We start from the raw sequence: 21,687 nt of genomic DNA, 5'->3' as shown, positions 1-21,687 counted from the left end.
TCACCTCCACAGTGTAACCTAAACCTATTAGGTTTAGGTTTTTGGCATGCTAGACCGGATGACCCGCGTCACACCAGACGGTTCACATCACGGATGGATGAAGGGAGGTGGGATGGCGCGCCCCCGCAAACCCCTGCTCGACCAGGACCGGATCGCCACCGCCGCGCTGGAACTGGTCGACGAGGACGGCGAATTCACCATGCCCGCGCTGGCCCGGCGGCTCGGCGTCCAGACGCCGTCGATCTACCACCACGTGGACGGCCGGGCCGGAGTCATCGAACTGCTCCGAGCCAAGATCGACGAGGAGATCGACTCCGCGCTGCTCGACCTGCGCCCCTGGGACCGCGCCCTGGACGCCTACGCCCGCTCCTACCGGGCCGCGTTCGCCGCCCACCCGCACGTCATACCGCTGCTGGCGACGAGCACCGTCCAGGCGCCCCGCGTCGTGGTGGTCTACGACATGATCGCCGCGGTGCTCATCGAGGGCGGCTTCGCCCCGGAGCAGGTCATGCCGTCCTACACCGCCCTGGAGAACTTCCTGCTCGGCTCCGCGCTGGACCGGGCCGCCCCGGAGGTCATGTGGGAGGTCCCGCCCGGCGTCGAGGCCCCGCACCTGTCCCGGGCCCTGGCGGCCCAGACCACCTCCCCGACCCGTTCCGACCAGGCGTTCGAGTTCGGCCTCGCCGCCCTGCTCGACGCACTCAGAGCGATGAACGCGTCGCCCTGACCCGGGGCCCGGCTCAGCCGGGGAGGTCGCTCGTCTCGGGGTCCGTGCGGTCCACCTCCAGGGTGTCGGCGAGGAGGGCGCGGGTGTAGGGGTGCTGGGGCTCGGTGAGCACCGACTCGACCGCGCCCGACTCCACGACGTGGCCCTGGCTCAGGACGACGACGCGGTCGCCGATGCTGCGGACGACGGCGAGGTTGTGGGTAATGAAGATCATGCTCAGGCCGTCGTCCTGCAGCGTCCGGAGCAGCTCGACGACGGACGCCTGGACGGAGACGTCGAGGCCCGAGGTGACCTCGTCGCAGATCAGCAGCGTGGGGTCGCAGGCGAGGGCGCGGGCGATGGCGACCCGCTGGCGCTGACCGCCCGACAGCTCGGCGGGGTAGCGGTCCGCGAGCCGCCACGGGATCTCGACGCGCTCCAAAGCCTCCTTGGCCTTCGCGCGGGCGGCCTTTCCCCGCACTCCGTAGAAGTGCCTCAGCGGCACCGTCACCGCGGTCGCGACGGTCTCGCGGGGGTTCAGCGAACCGTAGGGATTCTGGAAGACGTACTGCATCTGCTGCTTGACGGCCTTCGTCCGGTCCCGCAGCCGGGGCGGGAGCGGCTTCCCGTCCATCTCGAAGGTGCCGGACTGGTCCTCGTGGAGCCCGATCAGGCAGCGGGACATGGTCGTCTTGCCGCTGCCCGATTCGCCCACGACCGCCAGGCATTCGCCGGGGGCGACGTCGAAGGACATGCCGAACAGGACCTGGGTCCGGCCGTAAGAGGCGTTCAGGTCCCGGACGCTCAGGACGGACGCGTCGCCCTGCGCGCTCTCGGCACGCCGCAAGGGCTCCTTAACCAGCACTGTCTGGTTCTCCCGGACGTGCTCGACGCGGACGCAGCGCACCGCCCCGCCCGCGGACGTGGCGACCAGCGGCGGCGCGGAGTCGCGGCAGCGGTCCTCGGCGAACGCGCAGCGGTCGGCGAACACGCAGCCGTCGAACTCGGCTCCGGGCGCAGGCGCCCGCCCGGGGATGGAGACGAGCGGCAGCCGCTGGCGCGTCGACGGGACCGACTCCAGCAGCGCGATCGAGTAGGGGTGCGCGGCGGAGAGCAGGACCTCCTCGCGCGACCCGGTCTCCAGCACCTGCCCGGCGTACATCACGGTCACCAGGTCGCCGACGGCGCCGACGACCGCGAGGTCGTGCGAGACGAACACGGCGGCCATGCCGCTGTCCGCGCAGAGGCGGGCGACCATCTCCAGGACCCTCGCCTGGGTGGAGACGTCCAGGCCGGTGGTGGGCTCGTCGAAGACGATCAGCTCCGGGCCCTTCGCCACGGCCATCGCGATCGCCACCCGCTGCTGCTGGCCGCCCGAGAGCTCCTGGGGGTGGCGCCGCAGGAAGGCGTCGTCCGAGGGCAGGCCGACCGTTTCGAGGACCTGCCGGATCCTCGGCAGGACCTCCTTCCTGGCGCCGACCATTCCCTCGGTGAGCTGGGTGCCGATCCGCATCGCCGGGTTGAGCGCCGTCGCGGGGTCCTGCGGCACGAAGCCGATGAGCTTCTTGCGCGCCTCGCGCAGGTCGTTCGGCGCGAGCGCGAGCAGGTCGACGCCGCCCACCACGACCTTGCCGCCGGTGATGTTCGCGCCCTTCTTGGCGAAGCCGAGCAGCGCGAGCGCGACCGTGCTCTTCCCCGAGCCCGACTCGCCGACGAGCCCCATGACCTGGCCGCTCTCCAGGCCGAACGACACGTCGTCGGCGATCACGCTGCCGTCGTCGAGGGCGACGGTGAGGCCGGTGACTTCGACCGCCTTCATGAACGAGCCCCTTCGGTGCGGCCGATCACGCGCGCGGCGCCCTCGGCGAACAGATTGCCCCCGATGGTGAACAGGGCGACGCAGGCGGCGGGGATGACGACGGCGAGCGGCTGGATGGCGAGGCCGTCCTTGTTCTCGCTGACCATGAGCCCCCAGTCGGACGCGGGCGGCTGGACGCCGAAGCCGAGGAAGCTCAGCGAGGCGAGCCCGACGACCGACCACATGAGCCTGAGCCCGATCTCCACCATGAGCGGGGACGTCACGCTCGGCAGCACCTCCCGCATGAGGATGTGGCGGGACGAGAGCCCGACCGTCCGCGCCCACATCACGTGCTCGCGCCTCATCACCGGACGCGCCGCGCCGCGCATCACCCGCGCCATCCCGGGCGTGAGCCCGATCGCCACCAGGACCACCAGGATCACCCGGTTCGGCCCGAGCATCGAGATGAACAGGATCGCCATGATGATCGTCGGGAACGTCAGCAGCACGTCGACGAGCCGCATCAGCAGCGTGTCGACGACCCCGCCCGCGAACGCCGCGACCAGCCCGATGGCGGTGCCGAGGATCACGCCGCCGGACGTGGCGACGATCGCCATCCAGGTCAGGTTGGCTCCGCCGCTGAGGATGCGCGACACGATGTCCCTGCCCAGCGAGTCGGCGCCGAGCAGCAGGCCGTCGCCGGGCGGCGCGTACGGCTTGGCGAGGACCGCGGTCGGCGAGTGCGGCGCGAGGAACGGGCCGACCAGCGCGAAGGCGATCATGGTCAGCAGCATGATCAGGCCGAGCCGGGTCTGCCTGGACGTCAGGACGCGGCGGGTGAGGTTCGCGGGCGGAGCCTGGACCCCCTGCTCCCCGGGTCGCGTTCGGATCATGGCCGGACGCTCCTTCTTCTGTCAGCGGACTCGTCTGTCGGCGGGATTCGTTCAGCGGGACTCGTCCGTCAGCGGGACTTGTTCAGGGTTCCGAGCACGTCGGCGAGCTGGTTGAAGCAGAAGAACGCGAACGCCATCAGCATGATGATGGCCTGGATCATCGGCAGGTCGTGGCCGGCGACGGCGTCCACGAGCGCCGAGCCGATGCCCGGATACGCGAACAGGTACTCGATCACGACCGAGCCGGCGATGGTGTAGGCGGCCATGATGCTCGCCGCCGGGATGCTGGGCGCGAGGGCGTTCGGCAGCGCGTGCCGGAACAGGATCCGCCGCATCGACAGGCCCTTGATGATCGCGAGCTGCACGTACTCGCTCTCCAGCACGTCGATGAAGGACACCCGCACGAGGCGCGAGAGGTAGGTGACCCCGACGAGCACCATGACGGCGAGCGGCATCACGAGCTCCCGCGGATGCTCCCAGGGCACGTCCCCCGGCGGAATGATCGAGACCGGGGGGAGCACCTTGAAGACGACGGTGCCGAACAGCGCGATCACGAGGCTGCCGATGACGAAGTCCGGCGTCGCCGTCACGATGAGCGAGGTGCCCAGGTAGGACCTGTCCAGCAGCTTGTCCCTGAAGACGGCCGCGAGCAGGCCGACCAGCAGGGACAGCGGCAGGATGAGCACCATCGCGATGACGGTCAGCGTCGCGGAGTTGAAGATCCGCTCGGCGAGCAGCTCGGACACGGCCTGCCCGCTGACCAGCGAGTTCCCCATGTCGCCGGTGAGGACGTTGCTCAGCCAGTCCCAGTACTGGCTGAGCAACGGCTGGTCGAGACCCAGGTTCTGGTTCAGCTGGGCCACCTGCTCGGCGGACGCCCCGGGCCCGAGGATGATGTGCGCGACGTCGCCGGGCATCGCCTGCGTCGCCACGAAGACGATGACGGAGATGCACCACAGGGTCACCAGGCCCGTCAGCGCACGCCGCCCGATCTGCCACGCGAGGGCGGACCGCCGGGAACGACTCGGGGCCGGGGCGTCCTTGACCGTGTTGCCGGTCGTCGTATCAATAACCGTCACCGCGACACCGCCCTACCTGCTCATTGGTCGAGGCCGACCTTGGTGAAGTCGTACAGGTTCCCCGAGGGGAATTCCGGGATGAGGCCGCTCACCTTCGAGGAGTACACGCTCACCGTGGGGTTCGTCGCGGTGAGGATGCTCGCGCCGCGCTCGTGCTCGATCTTCTTCATCTGCTTCTGGATCTCGCACTGCTCCTGGACGTCGGCGGTGGCGTAGAGCTTCTTGGCCAGCGACTTGAACTCCGAGTCGTCCCAGTGGTTGTGGTTGAGCACCGCGTCGCCGCTGATCATCTCGGGCACGCCCTCAAGGTAGGGACGCGTGTCGTAGCCGGTGTAGAACGTCCAGTCGCCCCACTTCTCCAGGTAGGCGCCCAGCTCCATCTTCTGCACCTTGATGGTCACGCCGATCTTCTTGGCGTCCTCGGCCAGGATCTGGACGAGCTGGAGCATGCCGGGCTTGTTCGCGGCGGTCCGCAGGTCGATGGTGAGGTTCGACTTGCCCGCGTCCGCCAGCAGCTTCTTGGCCTGGTCGAGGTTCTGCTCCCGCTGGGGGACGGCCGGCACGCACTTGTCGAACCCCGAGTGGTCGTTCGCGACCTCGCCGAGCCCGTCGAAGGCGTTGGTGAGCGCGAGCTTGCGGTTGACGATCAGCCGCATCGCCTGCCGGACGCGCACGTCGTTGAAGGGCGGGCTGTCGGCGCGCATGCCGATGGAGACCTTCAGGTTCACGTCGCTCTTCATGACCTTCAGGCCCGGCGTCTTCTCGATCGTCGGCAGCGAGGTCTGGAGGATGTTGGAGCTCGCGTCGATCTGCCGGCCGATCAGCGCGTTGGTCGACGCCTCCGCCGTCTTGAAGCTGATGATCTTGACCTGGTCGAGCTTGGGCTTCGCGCCCCAGTAGCCGTCGAACCGCTTGACGAGCGTCTCCCGCCCGGGGGCGAACGAGACGAGCCTGAACGGGCCCGTGCCCATCGCCTGCTCGGGCTTGGACCCCTTCTTGTAGAAGATGATGTTGCTGTTGGTGACGGCGAACTCGAACGGCCCGTACGGCTTGGGCAGCTTGAACTTCACCGTCAGGTCGTCGACCTTCTCGATGCCCTTCGGGTCGATGAAGTCGATGTAGTTGCGCTCGATGAGCGCGTTCTTCTTGTCCAGGACCCGCTGGAAGACGGCGATGACGTCGTCCGCGCTGAACGCGCTCCCGTCATGGAACTTGACGTTCGGACGGAGCTTGACCGTCCACTCGGTGTTGTCCTTGTTGTGCGTGATGCCGGTGGCGAGGGCCCACTGGTAGCCGCCGTCCTTCGTCCGGTGGGCGAGCGGCTCGAACATCGAGGCGTTGCGGACGTAGAAGTCCTGCGACCTGAGGTTGGAGTAGGCGTCGAGGGTGGAGATGGTGCTGGCGACCACGCCGACACGGAGCATGCCCCCGGACGCACCCTGCCCCTCCGACGAGCCCGTGGAGCATGCGGCCGCGAGGCTGACGAGCATCGCGGAGGCCACCACGGGCGCGAGTATCGGGGGACGTCTCCTGTGCCCCTTGCCGACCAATCGACTCAACATCCTTCCTCCTTAAGGGAAGACGCTGGTGCGGGTGCGTTGGGAGCGCTTGTAGTTTGTATGACGTACGAAAGCAGACGTACTACGCCGCGTCAATAACGAAGGTGGACCTGGTCTGCGGAAAAGCCCGCGCTGCTGCCGCTGGCCAGTGAATAGAACGCACGGCTACCGTGCCGCCACTCCCGGTGGAGGTTGACCGACCCTCGGACGTATGACTAACTTACGTCATACAAAAATCGAGGAGAGGGCATGTCAGAGACCGGACCGGACCTGCGGATCGACCGCCCCGCGGAGACCGTTCCGCAGCTCGTCGTGCGCAGGGTCCGGCAGGCCATCCTCGAAGGCACGCTGTCGCCGGGACGCCGCCTCACCGAGCGCGAGCTGATGGAGCTCACCGGCGTGAGCCGCACCTCGATCCGCGAGGCCGTCCGCCACCTCCAGGCGCTGGGGCTCGTCGAGATGTCGGGCCGGAAGGGCGTCCGGGTGGCGGTGCTCGGCAGCGACGACGTCCGGCAGCTCTACGAGGTGCGCGCGGCGCTGGAGTCCGAGGCCGCGTCGCTCTTCGTCCAGCGCGCCACCGACACCGAGATCCTGGAACTGGTCAAGCTCACCCGGCCGGGCAAGAGCGACGACGACCAGCTCTCCTCGATCTACCATTTCGACGAGCTGCTGCTGGCGGGGGCGCGGAACGCCCTGCTGGCGTCCACCCTCGCGCCGCTCCACGCGCGCATCCACGCGCTGCGCCGGCTGTCGCTCACCATTCCCGGACGCCGGGAGAGATCCGAGCAGGAGTACCGCGACCTCGTCGCGGCCATCACCGACCGGGACGCCGACCGCGCCGCCCAGCTCGCCCGGCACCACGTGGACGCCGCGAAGGACGCGGCGCTCGCGGCCATCGCGAAGCTGGAAGAAGAACGAGCCTCCGGAGCATGACCGCCCAAGCCGGGCTCGAATGAGCGCCGCCGCCCCCCAGGAGGCCGCCGCATGAACGCGCACGCACCCTTCTCGAACAGGTTCCTGTACTGGATCGCTCTCGACTTCGCCGCCTCCGACCCGGCGGACGTCGCGCGGTTCAACCGGTTCTACGACGAGACGCACGTCCCCGAGGTCTTCGCGAGGCATCCGGGCTTCGTCGCCGCGCACCGCTACGTCCTCCAACTGCCGGACTCGCGGGGCGACCTCGGCGGGACGTACCTGGCGGCCTACGAGGTCGAGAGCGAGGAGGCGGCCGACGCGTACGTCGCCGGAACGACCGGGAGAACCGCCGGCGACGGAGCCCGTCCCGGCTACACCGACGACCCGCCGCTGTGGCCCGACCTGCTCACCCACCGATGGCGGGTGGTCTACGAGAAGGTCGCGGAGACCTCGCCCTCGACGGGCGCCCCGGGCGGGATCTACATCATCGGCATCGACCCGCCCGCGGACGTCGGCGACGAGCTGGCCGAGTTCGAGGAGTTCTACACCAAGATCCACGTGCCCGAGGCGGTGTCCATCGGCGGCTTCCGCCGGGGGACCAGGTACGCGCTGCGGCACGCGCTCGAGCATCCGGAACCCGGCTGCCCGCGCTACCTCGCCGTCTACGAGCTGGACGACGCCAGCGACGAGAGCGTCCTCGCGACGCTGCGCACGCTGCTGAAGGCGAAGACCTGGACCCCGGGCCCCGCCTCGTGGGCCAGGCACGCGACGCCGTGGCGGCTCTGGTACCGGAACATCTCGTTCATTCCACGGGCGACGTTCACTCCAGGGGCCACGCCGCCGGACGGAGCGACCGTCCGGCGACCTTGATGAGGGGGAGTCATGTTCATCCTGGACACCCAGATCCATATGTTCCTGCCGAACACTCCGGACCGGCCCTGGCCGGACATCGGCGAGACCTACACCGGGAAGCCGGAGTCCACGCCGGAGCAGATCCTGCCCAGGATGGACGAGCTCGGCGTCGACGCCGTCGCGATCGTCCCGGCCATCTGGGCGGGGGACGACAACTCGCCGCAGCTCGCCTGGGCCGCGGAGCACCCGGGCCGGTTCGGCGTGATGGGCCGGTTCAACCTCTGGGACCCCGACCGGGAGCGCATCGAGCGCTGGTTCGACGACCCGTGGATGCGCGGCATCCGGATGAGCTACCCGGACTTCCGCGGCCGCGACTGGATCGACGTCGACACGTTCCCGTGGTTCTGGGAGGCCGCGGAGCGGCTCGGCATCCCGCTGATGCTGCTGATCTACGGCCCCGAGGTCCGCAAGGTCGCCGCGATCGCGGAGCGGCACCCCGATCTCCGGCTGATCGTCGACCATATGGGCCTGATCATCGGCGACCCGGACACGCAGGACCTCTGGGCGCACATCGACGACATCTTCCCGCTGGTGAAGTACCCGAACGTCTACATGAAGTACTCCGCGATCCCCGACTACACGTCCGAGCCGTACCCCTACCCGTCGCTGACCCCGACGCTGCGCCGCGTCTACGACGCGTACGGTCCGCAGCGGCTCATGTGGGCCTCGGACACGACGCGGGTGCGCGGCGCGACCTGGCGGGAGAACCTCGACCACGTGCGGTACACGCTCGACTTCCTAAGTGAGGAGGACAAGGTCTGGATGCTCGGCCGGACGGCGGCCACGGTGCTGAACTGGCCCCGTCCCGAGGGCGGCTGGGAATGGGAGCACACGAAAGGATCGTCATGACAATTGCCACGCCTTCGGGCGCCGACTTCTTCGGATCCTGGATCGACGGATCGTGGCGCGAGAGCGACACGGGGTACCCGGCGATGAACCCCGCCGAGGGACGGCCGTTCACCGAGCTGGCGGCGGCGTCGACGGGCGATGTGGACGCCGCCGTCGCCAGCGCCGGGGCGGCCTTCCGCAAGACCCGCGACGCTCGTCCCGCCACCCGCGCCGAATGGTGCCGCTCGGCCGCCCAGGCGCTGCTCGCTTCGCACGAGGAACTCGCCCAGGTGCTCTCCACCGAGCACGGCAAGCCGGTCGCCGAGGCACGCGGCGAGATACTCTTCGCCGTTCGCGGGCTGGAGATGGCGGCGGAGTCCGTCCTCGCCGCGGGCGGCGAGACGCCGCACGTGCAGGACGCGAACAAGCGGGCGATCGTGCGCCGTGAGGGCCTGGGCGTGTGGGCGGTCATCACCCCGTGGAACTTCCCGGTGAACATCCCGGTCGAGTACATCGGCCCGGCACTCGCGTCCGGCAACGCCATCGTGTGGAAGCCGGCTCCCACCACGGCCGTCGTGGCGGCGAAATTCCGCGAGATCCTCCTCTCGGCAGACTTCCCGCAGGAATTGCTGCAATTGGTGGTCACGAACGAGGTCGCGGTCGCGAGCCACCTCGTGACGCACCCGGGAATCGCCGCTGTCGGTTTCACCGGCGGCAGCGGGACGGGCCAGTCCATCGCCAAATCGGCCTGGGACAAGAAACTCCTGCTCGAACTGGGCGGAAACTCGCCCATCGTCGTCCTCGGCGACGCCGACCTGGACATCGCCGCGACGGCGATCTCGAACGCGGCGTTCTGGAACGCGGGCCAGGTGTGCAGCGCCGCCGGCAAGGTCCTGGTGGCGGCGTCGTGCGCGGACGAGCTCACCCGGCTGCTCGCGAAGCAGGCCACGGACACGGTTCTGGGGTCCCCGCTGGACCCCGAGGTCACGATGGGACCGGTCCACCTGGAGTCCGGCATCGCCCGCTACGACCGGCTGATCCAGGACGCCCGGGAGCGCGGCGCGGACGTCGTGACCGGCGGCGAGCGGCTCCAGGACGAGGACGGCTTCTACTTCCCGCCCACCGTCATCACCTCCGTCGGCCGCGACGCCGCCCTCTTCGCCGAGGAGACCTTCGGCCCGATCGCCTCGCTGTCGGTCTTCGACGACGAGGAGGACATGGTCGCCGCCGCGAACGACGGCGACTTCGGGCTCGTCGGCTCGCTGTTCACGTCCGACGTCTCCAAGGCGTTCCGGCTGGGCGAGCGCATCGACTGCGGGCTGGTGGTGGTGAACGACACGTCCAACTACTGGGAGTACAGCCTGCCCTTCGGCGGCGCGGCCGGGCGCCGGTCCGGCCGGGGCCGGCTCGGCGGCCGCTGGGTCGTCGACGAGTTCAGCCAGGTCAAGACCCTCGCGATCGACGTCCGGTGACGCACCGGAATCCGGCCGCCGGCCGACTCCCGGCCTATCGGGTGCGGGGGAAGGTGGGGAGGCCGGGTTCCGGCTGGACGTTGACCGTGTTGAGCATCGCGGCGACCGTCCAGTAGCGGCCGATGACGGCGATGAGGTCCAGGAGCTGGGCCTCGTCGTAGGTCTTGGCGAGCGCCGTCCAGGTCGGGTCGGTCAGGCGGGTGTGGGCGTGCATCTCGTCGACCGCCCGGAGGAGGATCGACTGGAACTCCGTCCAGCCGTCGGCGGCGGGCCCCTGCGGGACGCGCTCGATCTCCTCGGGGGCCAGGCCGGCGGCGGCGCCCATCCGGACGTGCTGGCCGAAGGCGTACTCGCAGCGGCTCAGCCAGGTGACGCGCAGGATGACCAGCTCGCGGTCGCGGGCGGGGAGCGGCGACTGGCCGAGCAGGTAATTCTGCAGGGGGCGCTGCGCCCTCGTCAGGCCGGGGCTGTGCGCCCAGGTGCGGGACACGTGGGCGTCGCCGGTCAGCGCGTCGTCGCCGAACAGCTCGCGTTCGAGCCGGTGGTAGGCGTCCACGTCGACCGGGTCGATGCGGGGATCGGCAGAGCTCATGTCGCGTCCTCCATGTCGTGGGTTGCGGTGCTCCGCGCGCGGCCGTCCGGGGCGTGGCCGACGCTGACCACGGTGGGGACGGGGAAGTGCGGGGCGAGGATCTTCGCGTTCCGGTCGGCGGCGAGGGCCGCGAGCCGCTTGCGGCTGCGTATCGATTCCGAGGGTTCGTACTCGACGGACGGGAGCCAGCACGGATGGTCCACGTGCGCGGGGTGGTGCAGGACGTCACCGGCCAGGATCGCGGCCGCGCCGCCGTCCGCGACCAGCACCGACACGTGGCCGGGGGTGTGGCCGTGCGTCGGCAGGACGGTCATCGCGTCGGACAGGCGGAGCTCGCCGCCGAAGGTGTGGAGGAGCCCGGCGTCCTCGACGGCGCGGAGGCGGGCGCGGGCCTCGCCGGCCCCATCGCGGTTGAACGCGATGGCGTCGACCTCGTCGCTCGTCCAGTAGGCGTGCTCGCGCTCGTTGACGAGCACGGTCGCGTTCGGGAACGTGAGGGCGCCCTCGTCGTCCTTGGTCAGCCAGCCGCAGTGGTCGGCGTGGAGGTGGGTCAGGACGACCTGGTCGACTTCCTCCGGTCCGATGCCGAGCGCGGTCATGGCGGACGGCATCCCGCCCCCGCCCGCCAGGCCGGGGATCTCGTGTGCGCGGTGGCCGTAGCCCGCGTCCACGACCGTGACGTGGCCGTCGCCCGTGACGACGAATCCGCCGAAGGTCACGGTGAACAGCGCGTCGGGGTCCGTGACGCCGGCCGCGGGCATCCAGTCGGCCGGATCGGCGCCGGTGAACCAGTACTTGCGCGGTCCCCTGGCCACTCCGTCGCTGACGTGCGACACCCGCGTCCTGCCGACCTTGATCGTCGCCGAGGTCATCCGGGTCCTCTCCGTTCAGGCCGCTCGCCGGTACTTCGCCCGCCAGCCGACCTGGCGTTCCTCCCACGCGCGCGGGCCCGGGGTGAGCGGCGGTACGCCGGGCGGCCTAGGTTCCGGGTCTTCCGCCTCGTAGACCGCGTTGTAGCGGGGGCAGCCCGGCGCGGGGTGCGTGAACTCGTGCCAGAGCAGGAAGCGGGTGCCCCGGTCGTATCCGAGGCCGGAGACGATCTCGGGAAGGTGGGTTCGCGTGTAGAAGTCGTCGAAGGCGGCGGTCTCTGCGTCGGTGGCGTCCGCGGCGGGATCCATGCCGATCATCGCCATCTTGCCGGGGGTCAGCTCTCGTGCTCCGACCGAACCGGAGCTCTCCCAGATCATCCGCCACACGACCGCGGCGCGGTAGAACGAGGGCGGGCCGGTCGTGTAGACCGGCCGCTGCCTGCTGACGAACGCGCTCGCGGATTCCTCGCCGTCGATGCCGTAGACCGCCAGCCAGGACGGGACCGTCTCGTCGTCGAGGGGTTCGGTCAGCTCGTACCGCGCGCCGCTCACGAACCCCTCGTTGAGCCGGACGACCTCCGCGAGATGGACGGTGTCGTAGAAGTCGGCGAGCGCGCGCAGCTCCGCCTCGGACTCGTCCGGAGCGGGCCTGAGCCCCACCGCAAGGAACAACGGACAGCTCAGCGGTTGCCTCCCCATGAACCCTGCCACCCCTCCGCTCGGAACAGTTCACTACAAACCATACATTTCAGACGGTGCCGTCCGAACCTCGGGGGTGGCGCAGGGCGTCCGGGACGCCGCGGCTGAGCCGGACGCGGTGGAACGCGGGTGGAACGCGGCAACACCGTCCCGCCGGGCGGCGCCATTTGTGCAGGTCATAATGCATTTCGCGCGTCGAATTCGGCGAACATCGCCAATCAGGCGCCAGCCGATCAGGGGATTCTGACAATTCTTTGGAGCGGTCGAGCGTGGTTCAGTTCTCGGCCTGCGCTGGTCATGCGCGCGCGAACGGGCCGTTCTCATCGAGGTCTTGCCCGCAATCGGACGGAACGTTAACGTTCAGCTACCCGATAGGAAAGTTTCCTATCAGATGGAGTCCCGCATGCCCCGCTCTCCTCCATCGCCCCGATGGACGCGGCCGTGCCGCTCCGGCAGAAGCGGCTCGTCTCCCCGGCCCGAGGCCGACTCCCCGGCCTCGCACGCCGTCCGGTCCCGTCCACGCCATGCCATCACCACCCCCAAGGCAAGGACCCCCCGCATGAAGAAGTCACAACGCAGGCTCGCCGCCGCCGCGGCGGGCGTCGGAATCGCCCCTCTCATCGCAGTGATCCCGGCGACCTCGGCTTTCGCGCACGGGTACGTCTCGGCGCCGATGAGCCGGCAGGCGCAGTGCGCCAAGGGAATCGTCCAGTGCGGAGCGATCAAGTACGAGCCGCAGAGCGTCGAGGGGCCCAAGGGCCTGCGCAGCTGCAGCGGCGGCAACGCCGGATTCCGCGAGCTGGACGACGACAACAAGGGCTGGCAGGTCTCCAATGTCGGCCAGTCCGTGACGTTCACCTGGACGTTCACCGCCCGGCACAGCACGAGGAACTACGAGTACTACGTCGGCGGCCAGAAGGTCGCGGACATCCCCGGCAACAACAAGCAGCCGCCGGCCACCATCTCCCACAACGTCAACCTCGGCGGCGTGAGCGGACGGCAGAAGATCCTCGCGATCTGGAACATCGCCGACACCGCCAACGCCTTCTACGCCTGCATCGACGTGAACGTGCAGTAACTCGCGGCGGCACATCGGCGGCTGGAAATGGCCGGCTCGCTCCGCACCCCTGTGGCGGGCCGCACCGCGTGAAATCGCAAAGGATGTGAAGTGGTGCAACGCAAGATGACGCTGCTCGGCGCCGCGCTGCTCGCGGCGGGAGCGCTGTCGGCCATTCAGCCGATGTCGTCGGCCGCCGCCGCGGACTGCGCGACGGCCTGGGACGCCTCCAAGGTCTACACCGGCGGCGCGGTCGCGTCGCACGGCGGGCACAACTGGACGGCGAAATGGTGGACGCTGAACGAGTCACCCGGAAACACGATCGTCTGGGCAGACCAGGGGAACTGCGGTGGTCCCAGCGGTCCCACCGACCCGCCCGGCAGCAGTGCCTTCGTGGTGACCGAAGCGCAGTTCAACCAGATGTTCCCGAGCCGCAATTCCTTCTACACCTACACCGGCCTGACCGCCGCCATGTCGGCCTACCCCGCCTTCGCCAACACCGGCAGCGACACGGTCAAGAAGCAGGAGGCGGCCGCCTTTCTCGCCAACGTCAACCATGAGACCGGCGGGCTCGTCCACATCGTCGAGCAGAACAAGGACAACTACCCGCACTACTGCGACAAGAGCCAGCCCTACGGATGTCCCGCGGGGCAGGCCGCCTATTACGGCCGCGGGCCCATCCAGCTGAGCTGGAACTTCAACTACAAGGCTGCGGGCGACGCCCTCGGCATCGACCTGCTGAACAACCCGTGGCAGGTGGAGCGGGACGCGGCCACGGCCTGGAAGACCGCCATCTGGTACTGGATGACGCAGAACGGCCCGGGGACCATGACCCCGCACAACGCGATGGTCAACGGACGCGGATTCGGCGAGACGATCCGCAGCATCAACGGCAGCCTGGAATGCAACGGCGGCAATCCGTCCCAGGTGCAGAGCCGGGTGAACGCCTACAAGCGGTTCACCCAGCTACTGGGTGTCCCCACCGGTGACAACCTGACCTGCTGACGGAAAACATATAAATCCGATCGCGGATCGACCCCCTCGCGCGATCGCCCCGCATTCGACCCGCGTCCGGCCGCCACCGGACGCGGGTCGTCCGGTTCCGTCACCTCTCGCGGGCGGGAATGTAGAGGCGGATGTCGTCGACGTGCGCCGAACCCTCGTAGTAGTTCAGGTGCGGGTCGCCGATGATGAATGAGTCGGGGTAGGCCGAGCCCTTCGGCCAGGAATGCTCGGTCGTGAACGTCCCGGCGGGGCCGGTGTGCTTCAGTTCGCGGTCGAACCGGCCGTCGTATTCGCCCGGGGTCTGGTTGTAGTGCCAGATCGGACGGCCGTCCTCCACGAAATCGTGGCGGACGCGCAGCGTCGTCTGCCCGGTGTTGAGGAACGGGCCGCTCATCTCGAGCGTGTATCCGGTGCGGTCGCGTTCGATGGCGAACGTGTAGGACGCCTTCGGCAGCAGTTCCGGCCGCAGTTCGGCGCTGGTGAGATGCTGGCGGAACTTGCCGCCCGGCCCGTACGGCTTGTCCATGGACACGTTCCCGCAGGCCGTCTTGATGTAGTACTCGTTGCTGATGTTGTTGTTGGACGCCTCGCGGAACTTGTCGCCGCGGACGAACAGCGCGTTGACCCCGTTGAAGGTGCCGTCGAACGTCCGGTAGATCTCGCCGGTCTTCGGATTGCAGGTCCCGGCGCTCTTCCAGCGCTCGTCGTCGCTGTAGTAGCCGTCCATGATGACCTTGCGCCGGTAGTGGATGCCGGGGTTGCCGTGCGGCGCCGGGGTCGCGTAGTCGAGGATCGTCAGGTAGTAGAACCCGTTCTCCCTCGTCACGTCGGGATAGTCGCAGCGCGACTTGCCGGGCAGCGCGCCCTGGAACGTCCACGGGTACCGGGTCTTGCAGGGTTCGCGCGTGTAGCCGTTGTGCTTGCCGCCGTAGTCGAACGTGCCGCCGCGCTCGCCGCCGAAGTCGATGCCGCGCAGCGTCATCTCCACGCGGTAGCGCGGCGGGAGCGGGCGCGTGGGCCGGATGAGGACCCCGGCGTCCCAGCTCGGCTCGGAGATCCGCGCGGCCTTCTGCCCGCCCGGCAGGGACGCGGTCGACAGGCCTGGACGCGAGTCCGGCCGGCCGTCGCGGTCCTTGTCGACGGCCGCGACCTCGGCGGTCAGCCAGCCGCCGCGGCCGAACGCGACGCGCTTGCGGAAGACGTTCAGGGTGGCGAGCTGCCGCGCGAACAGCGGTCCGCTGATCTTCTTCCAGGCGTCGCCGTCGTCGTCGAACGCGTCGACGTGCCACGGGCTGTCCGGACCCTGCGGGTCGAGGCGCCACGGCGCCCCGTCGACCTGCAGCGGACGGTCGAAGCCCTCATGATCGACCAGCACCCAGCGTCCGCCGCCCGCAAGCCCGCCCGCAGGCCCGGCCGCGGTGCCGGACGCGTCGGCGGCACCGCCCGGCCAGGCCGCCGCCGGGACGATCGTCGCCGCCGCCGTCGCTCCCGCGGCCAGCAGCGTGACCTTCCGTGATCTCCTCAAGACGAGCCCCCTCTCTCGCGGGGACCCTACGGTCGCCGACAACCGCTCCTGGCAGTACGCCGCGGGGTCTTGCCCTCCCATGGGCACCCCTTGGCCGACTCGGTGGACCTCTCTTGCAATAAAGTTGCATTTGCGGCTTAGATGCACCAAGTGCCCCGATGTGCGAAGAGGTGATGTGCGGCGTGGCGAGCGGGACTACGCGGCGTGGGTTTCTCGGGCTGGCGGGAGGGCTGGCGGGAGCGGGCGGGGCGGTCCTGCTGAGCTCGTGCTCGTCCGGAACAACCGCCTCCGGCGCGCCCCGCAAGGGCGGGACGCTGCGAGCGGTGTTCCCCGGGTCCGGCGCCAAGGAGACCATGGACCCGCACGCCCAGCGCCAGTTCGTCGACATCGCCCGGCACAAGGCGGTCTTCGACAAGCTGGTCGACCTCGGCCCGGCGCTGCGTCCGGTGCCGCGCCTCGCCCAGCGCTGGGAGACCAACGACGACGCCACGGTCTGGCGGTTCCACCTGCGCGCCGCCACGTTCCATGACGGCCACGTGCTGGACGCCGACGACGTCCTCTACACGCTCGCCCGAATCCTCGACCCCAAGGGCGTCGACCGCCGGGCGCGGGCCTCGCTGTCGAGCATCGATCTGCGGAAGTCGCGGGCGGTCGGCAAGCAGGTCGTGGAGATCGTGCTGACGCGTCCGAACGCCGAGCTGCCGTCGCTGCTGGCCATGACCGGGACGGCCGTCGTGCGGCGCGGCTACGACGACCCGTCCAGGCCGGTCGGCACTGGACCGTTCCGATTCCAGTCGTTCACGGCCGGACGCTCGTTCACCGCCCGCCGGTTCGACGACCACTGGGACGGCCCCGCGCACCTGGACGAGCTGCGCATCCTGTCCGCCGAGACCGAGGCGCGGGCCAACGCCGTCCAGGCCGGGGAGGTCGAGTACGCGCATGAGATGACGCCCACGTTCGCCCGCGTCGTGAAGGCGAACCGGAAGGTGCGGATCATCGCCGCGCCCCGCAGCGGCGCCGAAGGCATCGTGATGAAGACCGACCGGCCGCCGTTCGACGACCCCGACGCAGCCATGGCCCTCAAGCTCCTCGCCGACCGCGCCCGCCTGGTCGAGGTCGTCTTCGGCGGACGCGGCGCCGTCGGCAACGACATGTACGGCAAGGGTTTCGCCTACTACCCCGGGGACGTCCCGCAGCGCGAGCGGAACGTCGAAGAGGCCCGCGCGCTCCTCCGCAAGACGGGCCTGATCAACAAGGAGGTCGATTTCTACACGTCCACGGCCGCCAACGGGTTCGTGGACGCGGCGCACCTGTTCGCCCAGCAGGCGGGCGAGGCCGGGCTGCGCGTGAAGGTCGTCACCGGGCCGCCGGAGAGCTACTACACGGATCAGCTCAAGACGGGCCTGCTGGGCAGCCACCGCTGCGGGGCCATGCCGATCCCGACCTACATCAGCGACAGGCTCCTCACCGGCTCCCCGCAGAACGCCAGCGCCTGGGAGCGCGACGACTTCGACAAGCAGTTCCGCCAAGCCCAGTCGATCGTGGACGAGGAGCAGCGCACGCGGCGCTACGGCGTCCTCCAGCAGCGCATCCACAACGAAGGGGGCCTGCTGATCTGGGGCCACCCCGACTGGCTGAACGCCGTGTCCACTCGCCTGCACGGGGTCAAGGCCGCCCAGCCCAACACCGTCGACTGGGCCCGGTTCGACAACGTGTGGCTGGTCTGAGCGGTGCTGCGTCATGCCGCGCGACGGGTGGGGCTGGCTGTCGTCCAGCTCGCGTGCCTCGCCGTTCTGATCTTCCTGCTGACCTCGCTGCTGCCCGGGGACGCCGCCGAGGTCCAGTTCAACGAGCAGACGGGGCTGGGGGAGGTCGCCCACCTGCGCGAGCAGCTCGGCCTGGACCGGCCGCTCGACGAGCGGTTCCTCGACTGGGCGGGCGCGCTGCTCTCCGGCGATCTCGGCACGTCGCTGGTCGGCGGGACGCCGGTGACCGAGATCGTCACCGGCTCGCTCACCGCGACCGTGCTCCTCGCCGCCGTGACGGTCGTGCTGCTCGTGCCGCTCGCGATGCTGCTCGGCCTGGCGGCGGGGCTACGCGCGGGCGGACGCCTCGACCGCACGATCACGGCGGTCACGCTGGCGCTCAACTCCATTCCCGACTTCGTCCTCGCGCTGGCGCTGGTCGCGGTGTTCTCGCTGCAGCTGGGCTGGCTGCCGTCCACCTGGCTGGGCGCGGAAGGCGGGCAGCTGCTGAGCCAGCCCGGCCTGCTGGTGCTGCCGGTGGCGGTGCTGCTCGCCCGGACGGTCTGCACGCTGTCCCGGCAGATCAGGGCGGGCACGATCGCCGCGCTGGAGGCGGGCTACACCGTCCAGGCGCGGCGGCTGGGGGTGCCGCGCGGCCGGCTGGTGCTGCGGCATGTGCTGCCGAACGCCGCCGTGCCGGGCGTCCAGGAACTGGCGCGGACGGGCGACCAGCTCCTCGGCGGGGTGCTGATCGTCGAGGCGGTGTTCGCGATCCCCGGCACCGCCACGGCGCTGATCGAGGCGGTGCAGAGCCGGGACGTGCCGACCGTCCAGGCGCTGACGCTGCTGCTGGCGGCGGTGGCGCTGACGCTCAACATCGCCGCCGACCTGGTCTGCGAGCGTCTCGCGCCCCGCGCGGAGGTGCTGCGATGACCCGCCGCTTCTCCGCGCTGACGCTGGTAGCGGTGCTGCTCCTGGCCGTGCCCGTCCTGGTCGCGGTGCTCGGACCCGTCCTCGCCCCGGCGATCACCCCGGACGACGGCGCCCCCTACATCAGAGGCGACGGGCACCTGCTCGGCACCGACGGGACGGGACGCGACGTCCTCGGCCTTCTCCTGCGCGGCGGGCCCAGCGCCCTGGGCGTCGCCTGCTGCGCGGTCGCGCTCGCCTACGTCCTCGGCGGGACGCTCGGGCTCGCCGCCGCCACCACCCGGCGCCGCTGGCTGGACGAGCTGGCGATGCGTCCGGTGGAGCTGATCCTGCCGATCCCGTCGCTGCTGATCATCAGCGTGGTCGGGGTCGGGTGGCGCGGGCGTCCGGAGGCCGTCGCGCTCGCGGTCGCGGCGATCAACGTCCCGGCGGTGGCGCGGCTGGTGCGGGCGGCGGCGCTGGACGCGGCGAGCGGCCCGGTCGCCGAGGCGATGCGGATGCAGGGCGAGTCGCGCGCCCGCGTCCTGTTCGGCCACATCGGACGGACCGTCCTGCCCGTCGCCGCCGCCGACGCCGGGACCCGCGTCTCGCTGGCCGTCTTCACCGTCGCCGCCGCCAACTTCCTCGGCCTCGGCCTGGACCCGAACTCGCCGGACTGGGGCGTCGCCATCGCCGCGAGCCGGGAGGCGCTGCTCGTCCAGCCGTGGGCGGTGTGCGCGCCCGCCGCGATGCTCGTCATGTTCACGGTCGGGCTCAACCTCCTCGCCGACCGGCTCCTGAGCGGCCGCGCCCGGGAGCGGTCGCGCAGTGCGAAGGCGGCACGATGATCGAGGTCAGCGGGCTGACGGCGCGCACCGGGACGTCCGAGATCCTGCGCGGAGTCGACCTCGGCGTGCGGGCGGGCGGGGTGACGGCGCTGGTCGGGCCGTCCGGCAGCGGCAAGACGACGACCGCGCTCGCGCTGCTCGGCGAATCCGCGCCGGGCGTGGAACTGCGCGGGACGGTCAAGGTAGGCGGCGTGCCAGTGGTGGACGAGCGCGGCGTCACGCCCGAGGCCGCCAGCCTGCGCGGAGGGACGATCGCCTACCTGCCGCAGCATCCCGGCAGCGCCCTCAACCCCGCGCGCCGGACCGGTGCCGTCATCAAAGAACTGGCGCGGCTGCACGGAAAGACGACCGTCGCCGACGCCATCAGCAAGGCCCAGCTGTCACCGGACAAATCCGTGCTGCGCCGCTTCCCGCACCAGTTCTCCGGAGGGCAGCGGCAGCGCGTCGCCCTCGCGCAAGTGCTGGCCTGCGGCCCCAAGGCGCTCATCCTGGACGAACCCAGCACGGGCCTCGACACCGTGACGCGCATGCGGCTCGTCCAGGAACTCTCCGCCCTCGCCGCCGACGGAATGGCGCTCCTGCTGCTCAGCCACGACCACGAACTTGTCGGTGCCTTGGCCGACCATGTCGTCATGCTGGACGACGGCCGCGTCACCGGCCAGGGCACGCCCCAGGACGTCCTGCCCGCAGCGGCGACACCGGCACGCCCCCGCAAGCCCGCGCCCGATGCACCAACGCGTCTGGAAATTCAGAATCTGACCGCCTGGCTGCGCGCGGGAGGACGCGGCGAAGTCCTGCACGACGTCTCCTTGTCGCTGCCACCGGGAGGCTGCCTGGGCGTCGCCGGGCCTTCGGGCGGTGGCAAGACGACCCTGGCCCGATGCATAGCGGGCCTCCACGAACGGCATCGGGGGAGCGTCCTCCTGGACGGGACGCCCCTGCCGCCGCTCCGCCGCCGTGATCGGACGCAGAAGCGCCGCGTCCAGTACGTGTGGCAGGAGGTCCGCGGCTCGTTCGCCGAGCGCCGCACCGTGCTCGACCAGGTGGCCAGAACCGCCGTCAAGCTCCGCGCATCACCACCGGGGAAGGCAGCAGTGGAGGCCGCCGACCTCCTCGCCCGCCTGGGCGTCGAACCGGACACCGCACGCCGCTCCCCGTCCGCCCTCTCCGGCGGAGAACTCCAGCGGGCGGCGTTCGCCCGCGCCGCGCTGGCCCGTCCCGACGTGCTGATCTGCGACGAGATCACCACGGCGCTCGACGCCGCCGCCACCGCCCGCGTCCTGGACGAGATCGCACGCCTGCGCGCGGACGGCACGTCCGTCCTGTGGATCGGCCACGACCTGGCCCTGCTCTCCGGCGTCGCGGACGAGCTGATCGTCCTCGACGGCGGCCGCGTGGTCGACGGCGGCGACCTCGGCCACGTCCTCGAAACACCCGAGTCCGGCACGACCCGCCTGCTGATCCGGGCGGCCCGACCCCAACGGAGGGAACCATGACCGAAACCGCCGCCTGGCAGGAATGGCAGGAAAGCTGGGACCGCCAGCAGGAGTGGTACATGCCCGACCGCGAGGAGCGCTTCCGCGTCATGCTCGACACGGTCGAGGCGGTCGCGGGCCCCGAGCCGTCCGTCCTCGACCTCGCCTGCGGGACGGGCACCATCACCGACCGGCTGCTGAGGCGCTTCCCCGGCGCCCGCGCCACGGGCGTCGACATCGACCCGGCCCTGCTCACCATCGCGGGCGGCCACTTCGCAGGCGATGACCGGGTGGAGCTGGTGACCGCCGACCTGACCGACCCGTCCTGGACGGACGCCCTGCCGCACCGCTCGTACGACGCCGTCCTCACCGCCACCGCCCTGCACTGGCTGGACACCGAACCGCTGCGCGTCCTGTACGGGCGCGTCCACGGCGTGCTCAGGGACGGCGGCGTGTTCCTCAACGCCGACCACATGACCGACGAGTCCACGCCCCGCCTCAACGCTGCGGCCGAGGCGTTCCACGCGACCCGGCAGGAACGCGAGCGGGCCGGGGGCGCGCTCGACTGGCCGAACTGGTGGACGAAGGTCGCCGCCGACCCCGTCCTCGCCGAGCCGGCCCGCCGCCGGTTCGCGATGCTCGGCGACCCCCGCAGCCCGGACGGCGCGCACCGGGCCGACCGTCCGACCACCACCCGATGGCACCTGGACGCCCTCCGCGAACAGGGCTTCGCGGAAGCCCGGCAGGTCTGGTGCTCGCACAGCGACGCCCTGGTCGCGGCCCTGCGCTAGGCCGACCCGC

General features: G+C 70.5%; 20 protein-coding genes. 12 read left to right on the top strand and 8 right to left on the bottom strand.

What is annotated here, in order from left to right:
• Nucleotides 1-112: 112 nt before the first annotated feature.
• Nucleotides 113-727 (top strand): TetR/AcrR family transcriptional regulator, encoded by a 615-nt coding sequence (locus ACH35V_RS30490; RefSeq protein ID WP_395977537.1) that lies wholly within the window; start codon nt 113-115, stop codon nt 725-727.
• Nucleotides 728-740: 13 nt separating this feature from the next.
• Here the strand turns inward: ACH35V_RS30490 and ACH35V_RS30485 are convergent, their stop codons facing one another.
• The 4 genes from ACH35V_RS30485 to ACH35V_RS30470 form a co-directional block, all read right to left on the bottom strand.
• Entirely contained in the window at nt 741-2,525 is a 1,785-nt protein-coding gene (locus ACH35V_RS30485; protein ID WP_395977535.1) for an ABC transporter ATP-binding protein, read from the bottom strand.
• Nucleotides 2,522-3,397, bottom strand: coding sequence for an ABC transporter permease (locus tag ACH35V_RS30480; protein ID WP_395977533.1), 876 nt, complete (start codon nt 3,395-3,397; stop codon nt 2,522-2,524). The genes ACH35V_RS30485 and ACH35V_RS30480 overlap by 4 nt, the downstream gene beginning before the upstream one ends.
• A gap of 68 nt (nt 3,398-3,465) precedes the next feature.
• Nucleotides 3,466-4,476 (bottom strand): ABC transporter permease, encoded by a 1,011-nt coding sequence (locus tag ACH35V_RS30475; protein ID WP_395977531.1) that lies wholly within the window; start codon nt 4,474-4,476, stop codon nt 3,466-3,468.
• 20 nt (nt 4,477-4,496) lie between these two features.
• Nucleotides 4,497-6,038 carry an ABC transporter substrate-binding protein gene (locus ACH35V_RS30470; RefSeq protein WP_395977529.1) on the bottom strand — a complete coding sequence of 514 codons (1,542 nt, stop codon included), beginning with the start codon at nt 6,036-6,038 and terminating at the stop codon, nt 4,497-4,499.
• 246 nt (nt 6,039-6,284) lie between these two features.
• Between ACH35V_RS30470 and ACH35V_RS30465 the strand changes: the two genes are divergently transcribed.
• The 4 genes from ACH35V_RS30465 to ACH35V_RS30450 are packed head-to-tail and all read left to right on the top strand — an operon-like array spanning nt 6,285 to nt 10,162.
• A complete protein-coding gene (locus tag ACH35V_RS30465; protein ID WP_395977527.1) occupies nt 6,285-6,968 on the top strand; it encodes a GntR family transcriptional regulator in 684 nt (227 codons plus the stop codon).
• Between the two features lie 51 nt (nt 6,969-7,019).
• Nucleotides 7,020-7,820 carry a hypothetical protein gene (locus ACH35V_RS30460; protein ID WP_395977526.1) on the top strand — a complete coding sequence of 267 codons (801 nt, stop codon included), beginning with the start codon at nt 7,020-7,022 and terminating at the stop codon, nt 7,818-7,820.
• Between the two features lie 12 nt (nt 7,821-7,832).
• On the top strand, nt 7,833-8,711 hold the full coding sequence (locus ACH35V_RS30455; protein WP_395977524.1) for an amidohydrolase family protein: 879 nt from the start codon (nt 7,833-7,835) through the stop codon (nt 8,709-8,711).
• Nucleotides 8,708-10,162, top strand: a complete 1,455-nt coding sequence (locus tag ACH35V_RS30450; protein ID WP_395977522.1) for an aldehyde dehydrogenase family protein — start codon at nt 8,708-8,710, stop codon at nt 10,160-10,162. The genes ACH35V_RS30455 and ACH35V_RS30450 overlap by 4 nt, the downstream gene beginning before the upstream one ends.
• A gap of 34 nt (nt 10,163-10,196) precedes the next feature.
• Here the strand turns inward: ACH35V_RS30450 and ACH35V_RS30445 are convergent, their stop codons facing one another.
• From ACH35V_RS30445 to ACH35V_RS30435, 3 genes are read right to left on the bottom strand one after another with little or no spacing between them, the layout of a single operon-like run.
• Nucleotides 10,197-10,754 (bottom strand): carboxymuconolactone decarboxylase family protein, encoded by a 558-nt coding sequence (locus ACH35V_RS30445; RefSeq protein ID WP_395977520.1) that lies wholly within the window; start codon nt 10,752-10,754, stop codon nt 10,197-10,199.
• The gene (locus ACH35V_RS30440) at nt 10,751-11,626 is read right to left on the bottom strand and encodes an MBL fold metallo-hydrolase (RefSeq protein ID WP_395977518.1); all 876 of its coding nucleotides are present in this window, start codon (nt 11,624-11,626) and stop codon (nt 10,751-10,753) included. Before ACH35V_RS30440 ends, ACH35V_RS30445 begins: the two co-directional genes overlap by 4 nt.
• A 15-nt stretch (nt 11,627-11,641) precedes the next feature.
• A complete protein-coding gene (locus ACH35V_RS30435) occupies nt 11,642-12,283 on the bottom strand; it encodes a hypothetical protein (RefSeq protein WP_395977516.1) in 642 nt (213 codons plus the stop codon).
• Nucleotides 12,284-12,881: 598 nt separating this feature from the next.
• Between ACH35V_RS30435 and ACH35V_RS30430 the strand changes: the two genes are divergently transcribed.
• Together ACH35V_RS30430 and ACH35V_RS30425 are read left to right on the top strand one after the other, a co-directional pair.
• Complete coding sequence (locus tag ACH35V_RS30430) at nt 12,882-13,400, top strand: lytic polysaccharide monooxygenase auxiliary activity family 9 protein (RefSeq protein WP_395977514.1); 519 nt, start codon at nt 12,882-12,884, stop codon at nt 13,398-13,400.
• Nucleotides 13,401-13,490: 90 nt separating this feature from the next.
• On the top strand, nt 13,491-14,384 hold the full coding sequence (locus ACH35V_RS30425; RefSeq protein WP_395977512.1) for a glycoside hydrolase family 19 protein: 894 nt from the start codon (nt 13,491-13,493) through the stop codon (nt 14,382-14,384).
• Nucleotides 14,385-14,484: 100 nt separating this feature from the next.
• On the opposite strand, the gene ACH35V_RS30420 is transcribed toward ACH35V_RS30425, so the two are convergent.
• Entirely contained in the window at nt 14,485-15,909 is a 1,425-nt protein-coding gene (locus ACH35V_RS30420; RefSeq protein WP_395977510.1) for a hypothetical protein, read from the bottom strand.
• Between the two features lie 182 nt (nt 15,910-16,091).
• Here ACH35V_RS30420 and ACH35V_RS30415 point away from each other — a divergent pair, with 182 nt between their 5' ends.
• The 5 genes from ACH35V_RS30415 to ACH35V_RS30395 are packed head-to-tail and all read left to right on the top strand — an operon-like array spanning nt 16,092 to nt 21,677.
• Nucleotides 16,092-17,636: an ABC transporter substrate-binding protein gene (locus ACH35V_RS30415; RefSeq protein WP_395977508.1), complete on the top strand. Its 1,545-nt coding sequence runs from the start codon at nt 16,092-16,094 to the stop codon at nt 17,634-17,636.
• A 3-nt stretch (nt 17,637-17,639) separates the two neighbouring features.
• Nucleotides 17,640-18,587 (top strand): ABC transporter permease, encoded by a 948-nt coding sequence (locus tag ACH35V_RS30410; protein WP_395977506.1) that lies wholly within the window; start codon nt 17,640-17,642, stop codon nt 18,585-18,587.
• Nucleotides 18,584-19,411, top strand: coding sequence for an ABC transporter permease (locus ACH35V_RS30405; protein WP_395977504.1), 828 nt, complete (start codon nt 18,584-18,586; stop codon nt 19,409-19,411). The genes ACH35V_RS30410 and ACH35V_RS30405 overlap by 4 nt, the downstream gene beginning before the upstream one ends.
• Nucleotides 19,408-20,907 carry an ABC transporter ATP-binding protein gene (locus ACH35V_RS30400; RefSeq protein ID WP_395977502.1) on the top strand — a complete coding sequence of 500 codons (1,500 nt, stop codon included), beginning with the start codon at nt 19,408-19,410 and terminating at the stop codon, nt 20,905-20,907. The genes ACH35V_RS30405 and ACH35V_RS30400 overlap by 4 nt, the downstream gene beginning before the upstream one ends.
• Nucleotides 20,904-21,677 carry a class I SAM-dependent methyltransferase gene (locus ACH35V_RS30395; protein ID WP_395977500.1) on the top strand — a complete coding sequence of 258 codons (774 nt, stop codon included), beginning with the start codon at nt 20,904-20,906 and terminating at the stop codon, nt 21,675-21,677. Before ACH35V_RS30400 ends, ACH35V_RS30395 begins: the two co-directional genes overlap by 4 nt.
• Nucleotides 21,678-21,687 lie beyond the last annotated feature (10 nt).

Source organism: Actinomadura sp. 1N219 (genome assembly GCF_044326405.1).
Lineage (GTDB): Bacteria > Actinomycetota > Actinomycetes > Streptosporangiales > Streptosporangiaceae > Spirillospora.
The sequence above is the reverse complement of the archived record's forward strand: the minus strand, read 5'-3'. Positions and strand labels throughout refer to the sequence as shown.

What these genes read in the sequence shown, in the direction of transcription:
- ACH35V_RS30430 (WP_395977514.1), top strand. Translation starts at nt 12,882, where the DNA reads ATGAAGAAGTCACAACGCAGGCTCGCCGCCGCCGCGGCGGGCGTCGGA.
- ACH35V_RS30395 (WP_395977500.1), top strand. Translation starts at nt 20,904, where the DNA reads ATGACCGAAACCGCCGCCTGGCAGGAATGGCAGGAAAGCTGGGACCGC.
- ACH35V_RS30490 (WP_395977537.1), top strand. Translation starts at nt 113, where the DNA reads ATGGCGCGCCCCCGCAAACCCCTGCTCGACCAGGACCGGATCGCCACC.
- ACH35V_RS30455 (WP_395977524.1), top strand. Translation starts at nt 7,833, where the DNA reads ATGTTCATCCTGGACACCCAGATCCATATGTTCCTGCCGAACACTCCG.
- ACH35V_RS30465 (WP_395977527.1), top strand. Translation starts at nt 6,285, where the DNA reads ATGTCAGAGACCGGACCGGACCTGCGGATCGACCGCCCCGCGGAGACC.
- ACH35V_RS30470 (WP_395977529.1), bottom strand. Translation starts at nt 6,038, where the DNA reads ATGTTGAGTCGATTGGTCGGCAAGGGGCACAGGAGACGTCCCCCGATA.
- ACH35V_RS30445 (WP_395977520.1), bottom strand. Translation starts at nt 10,754, where the DNA reads ATGAGCTCTGCCGATCCCCGCATCGACCCGGTCGACGTGGACGCCTAC.
- ACH35V_RS30460 (WP_395977526.1), top strand. Translation starts at nt 7,020, where the DNA reads ATGAACGCGCACGCACCCTTCTCGAACAGGTTCCTGTACTGGATCGCT.
- ACH35V_RS30485 (WP_395977535.1), bottom strand. Translation starts at nt 2,525, where the DNA reads ATGAAGGCGGTCGAAGTCACCGGCCTCACCGTCGCCCTCGACGACGGC.
- ACH35V_RS30400 (WP_395977502.1), top strand. Translation starts at nt 19,408, where the DNA reads ATGATCGAGGTCAGCGGGCTGACGGCGCGCACCGGGACGTCCGAGATC.
- ACH35V_RS30450 (WP_395977522.1), top strand. Translation starts at nt 8,708, where the DNA reads ATGACAATTGCCACGCCTTCGGGCGCCGACTTCTTCGGATCCTGGATC.
- ACH35V_RS30405 (WP_395977504.1), top strand. Translation starts at nt 18,584, where the DNA reads ATGACCCGCCGCTTCTCCGCGCTGACGCTGGTAGCGGTGCTGCTCCTG.
- ACH35V_RS30480 (WP_395977533.1), bottom strand. Translation starts at nt 3,397, where the DNA reads ATGATCCGAACGCGACCCGGGGAGCAGGGGGTCCAGGCTCCGCCCGCG.
- ACH35V_RS30440 (WP_395977518.1), bottom strand. Translation starts at nt 11,626, where the DNA reads ATGACCTCGGCGACGATCAAGGTCGGCAGGACGCGGGTGTCGCACGTC.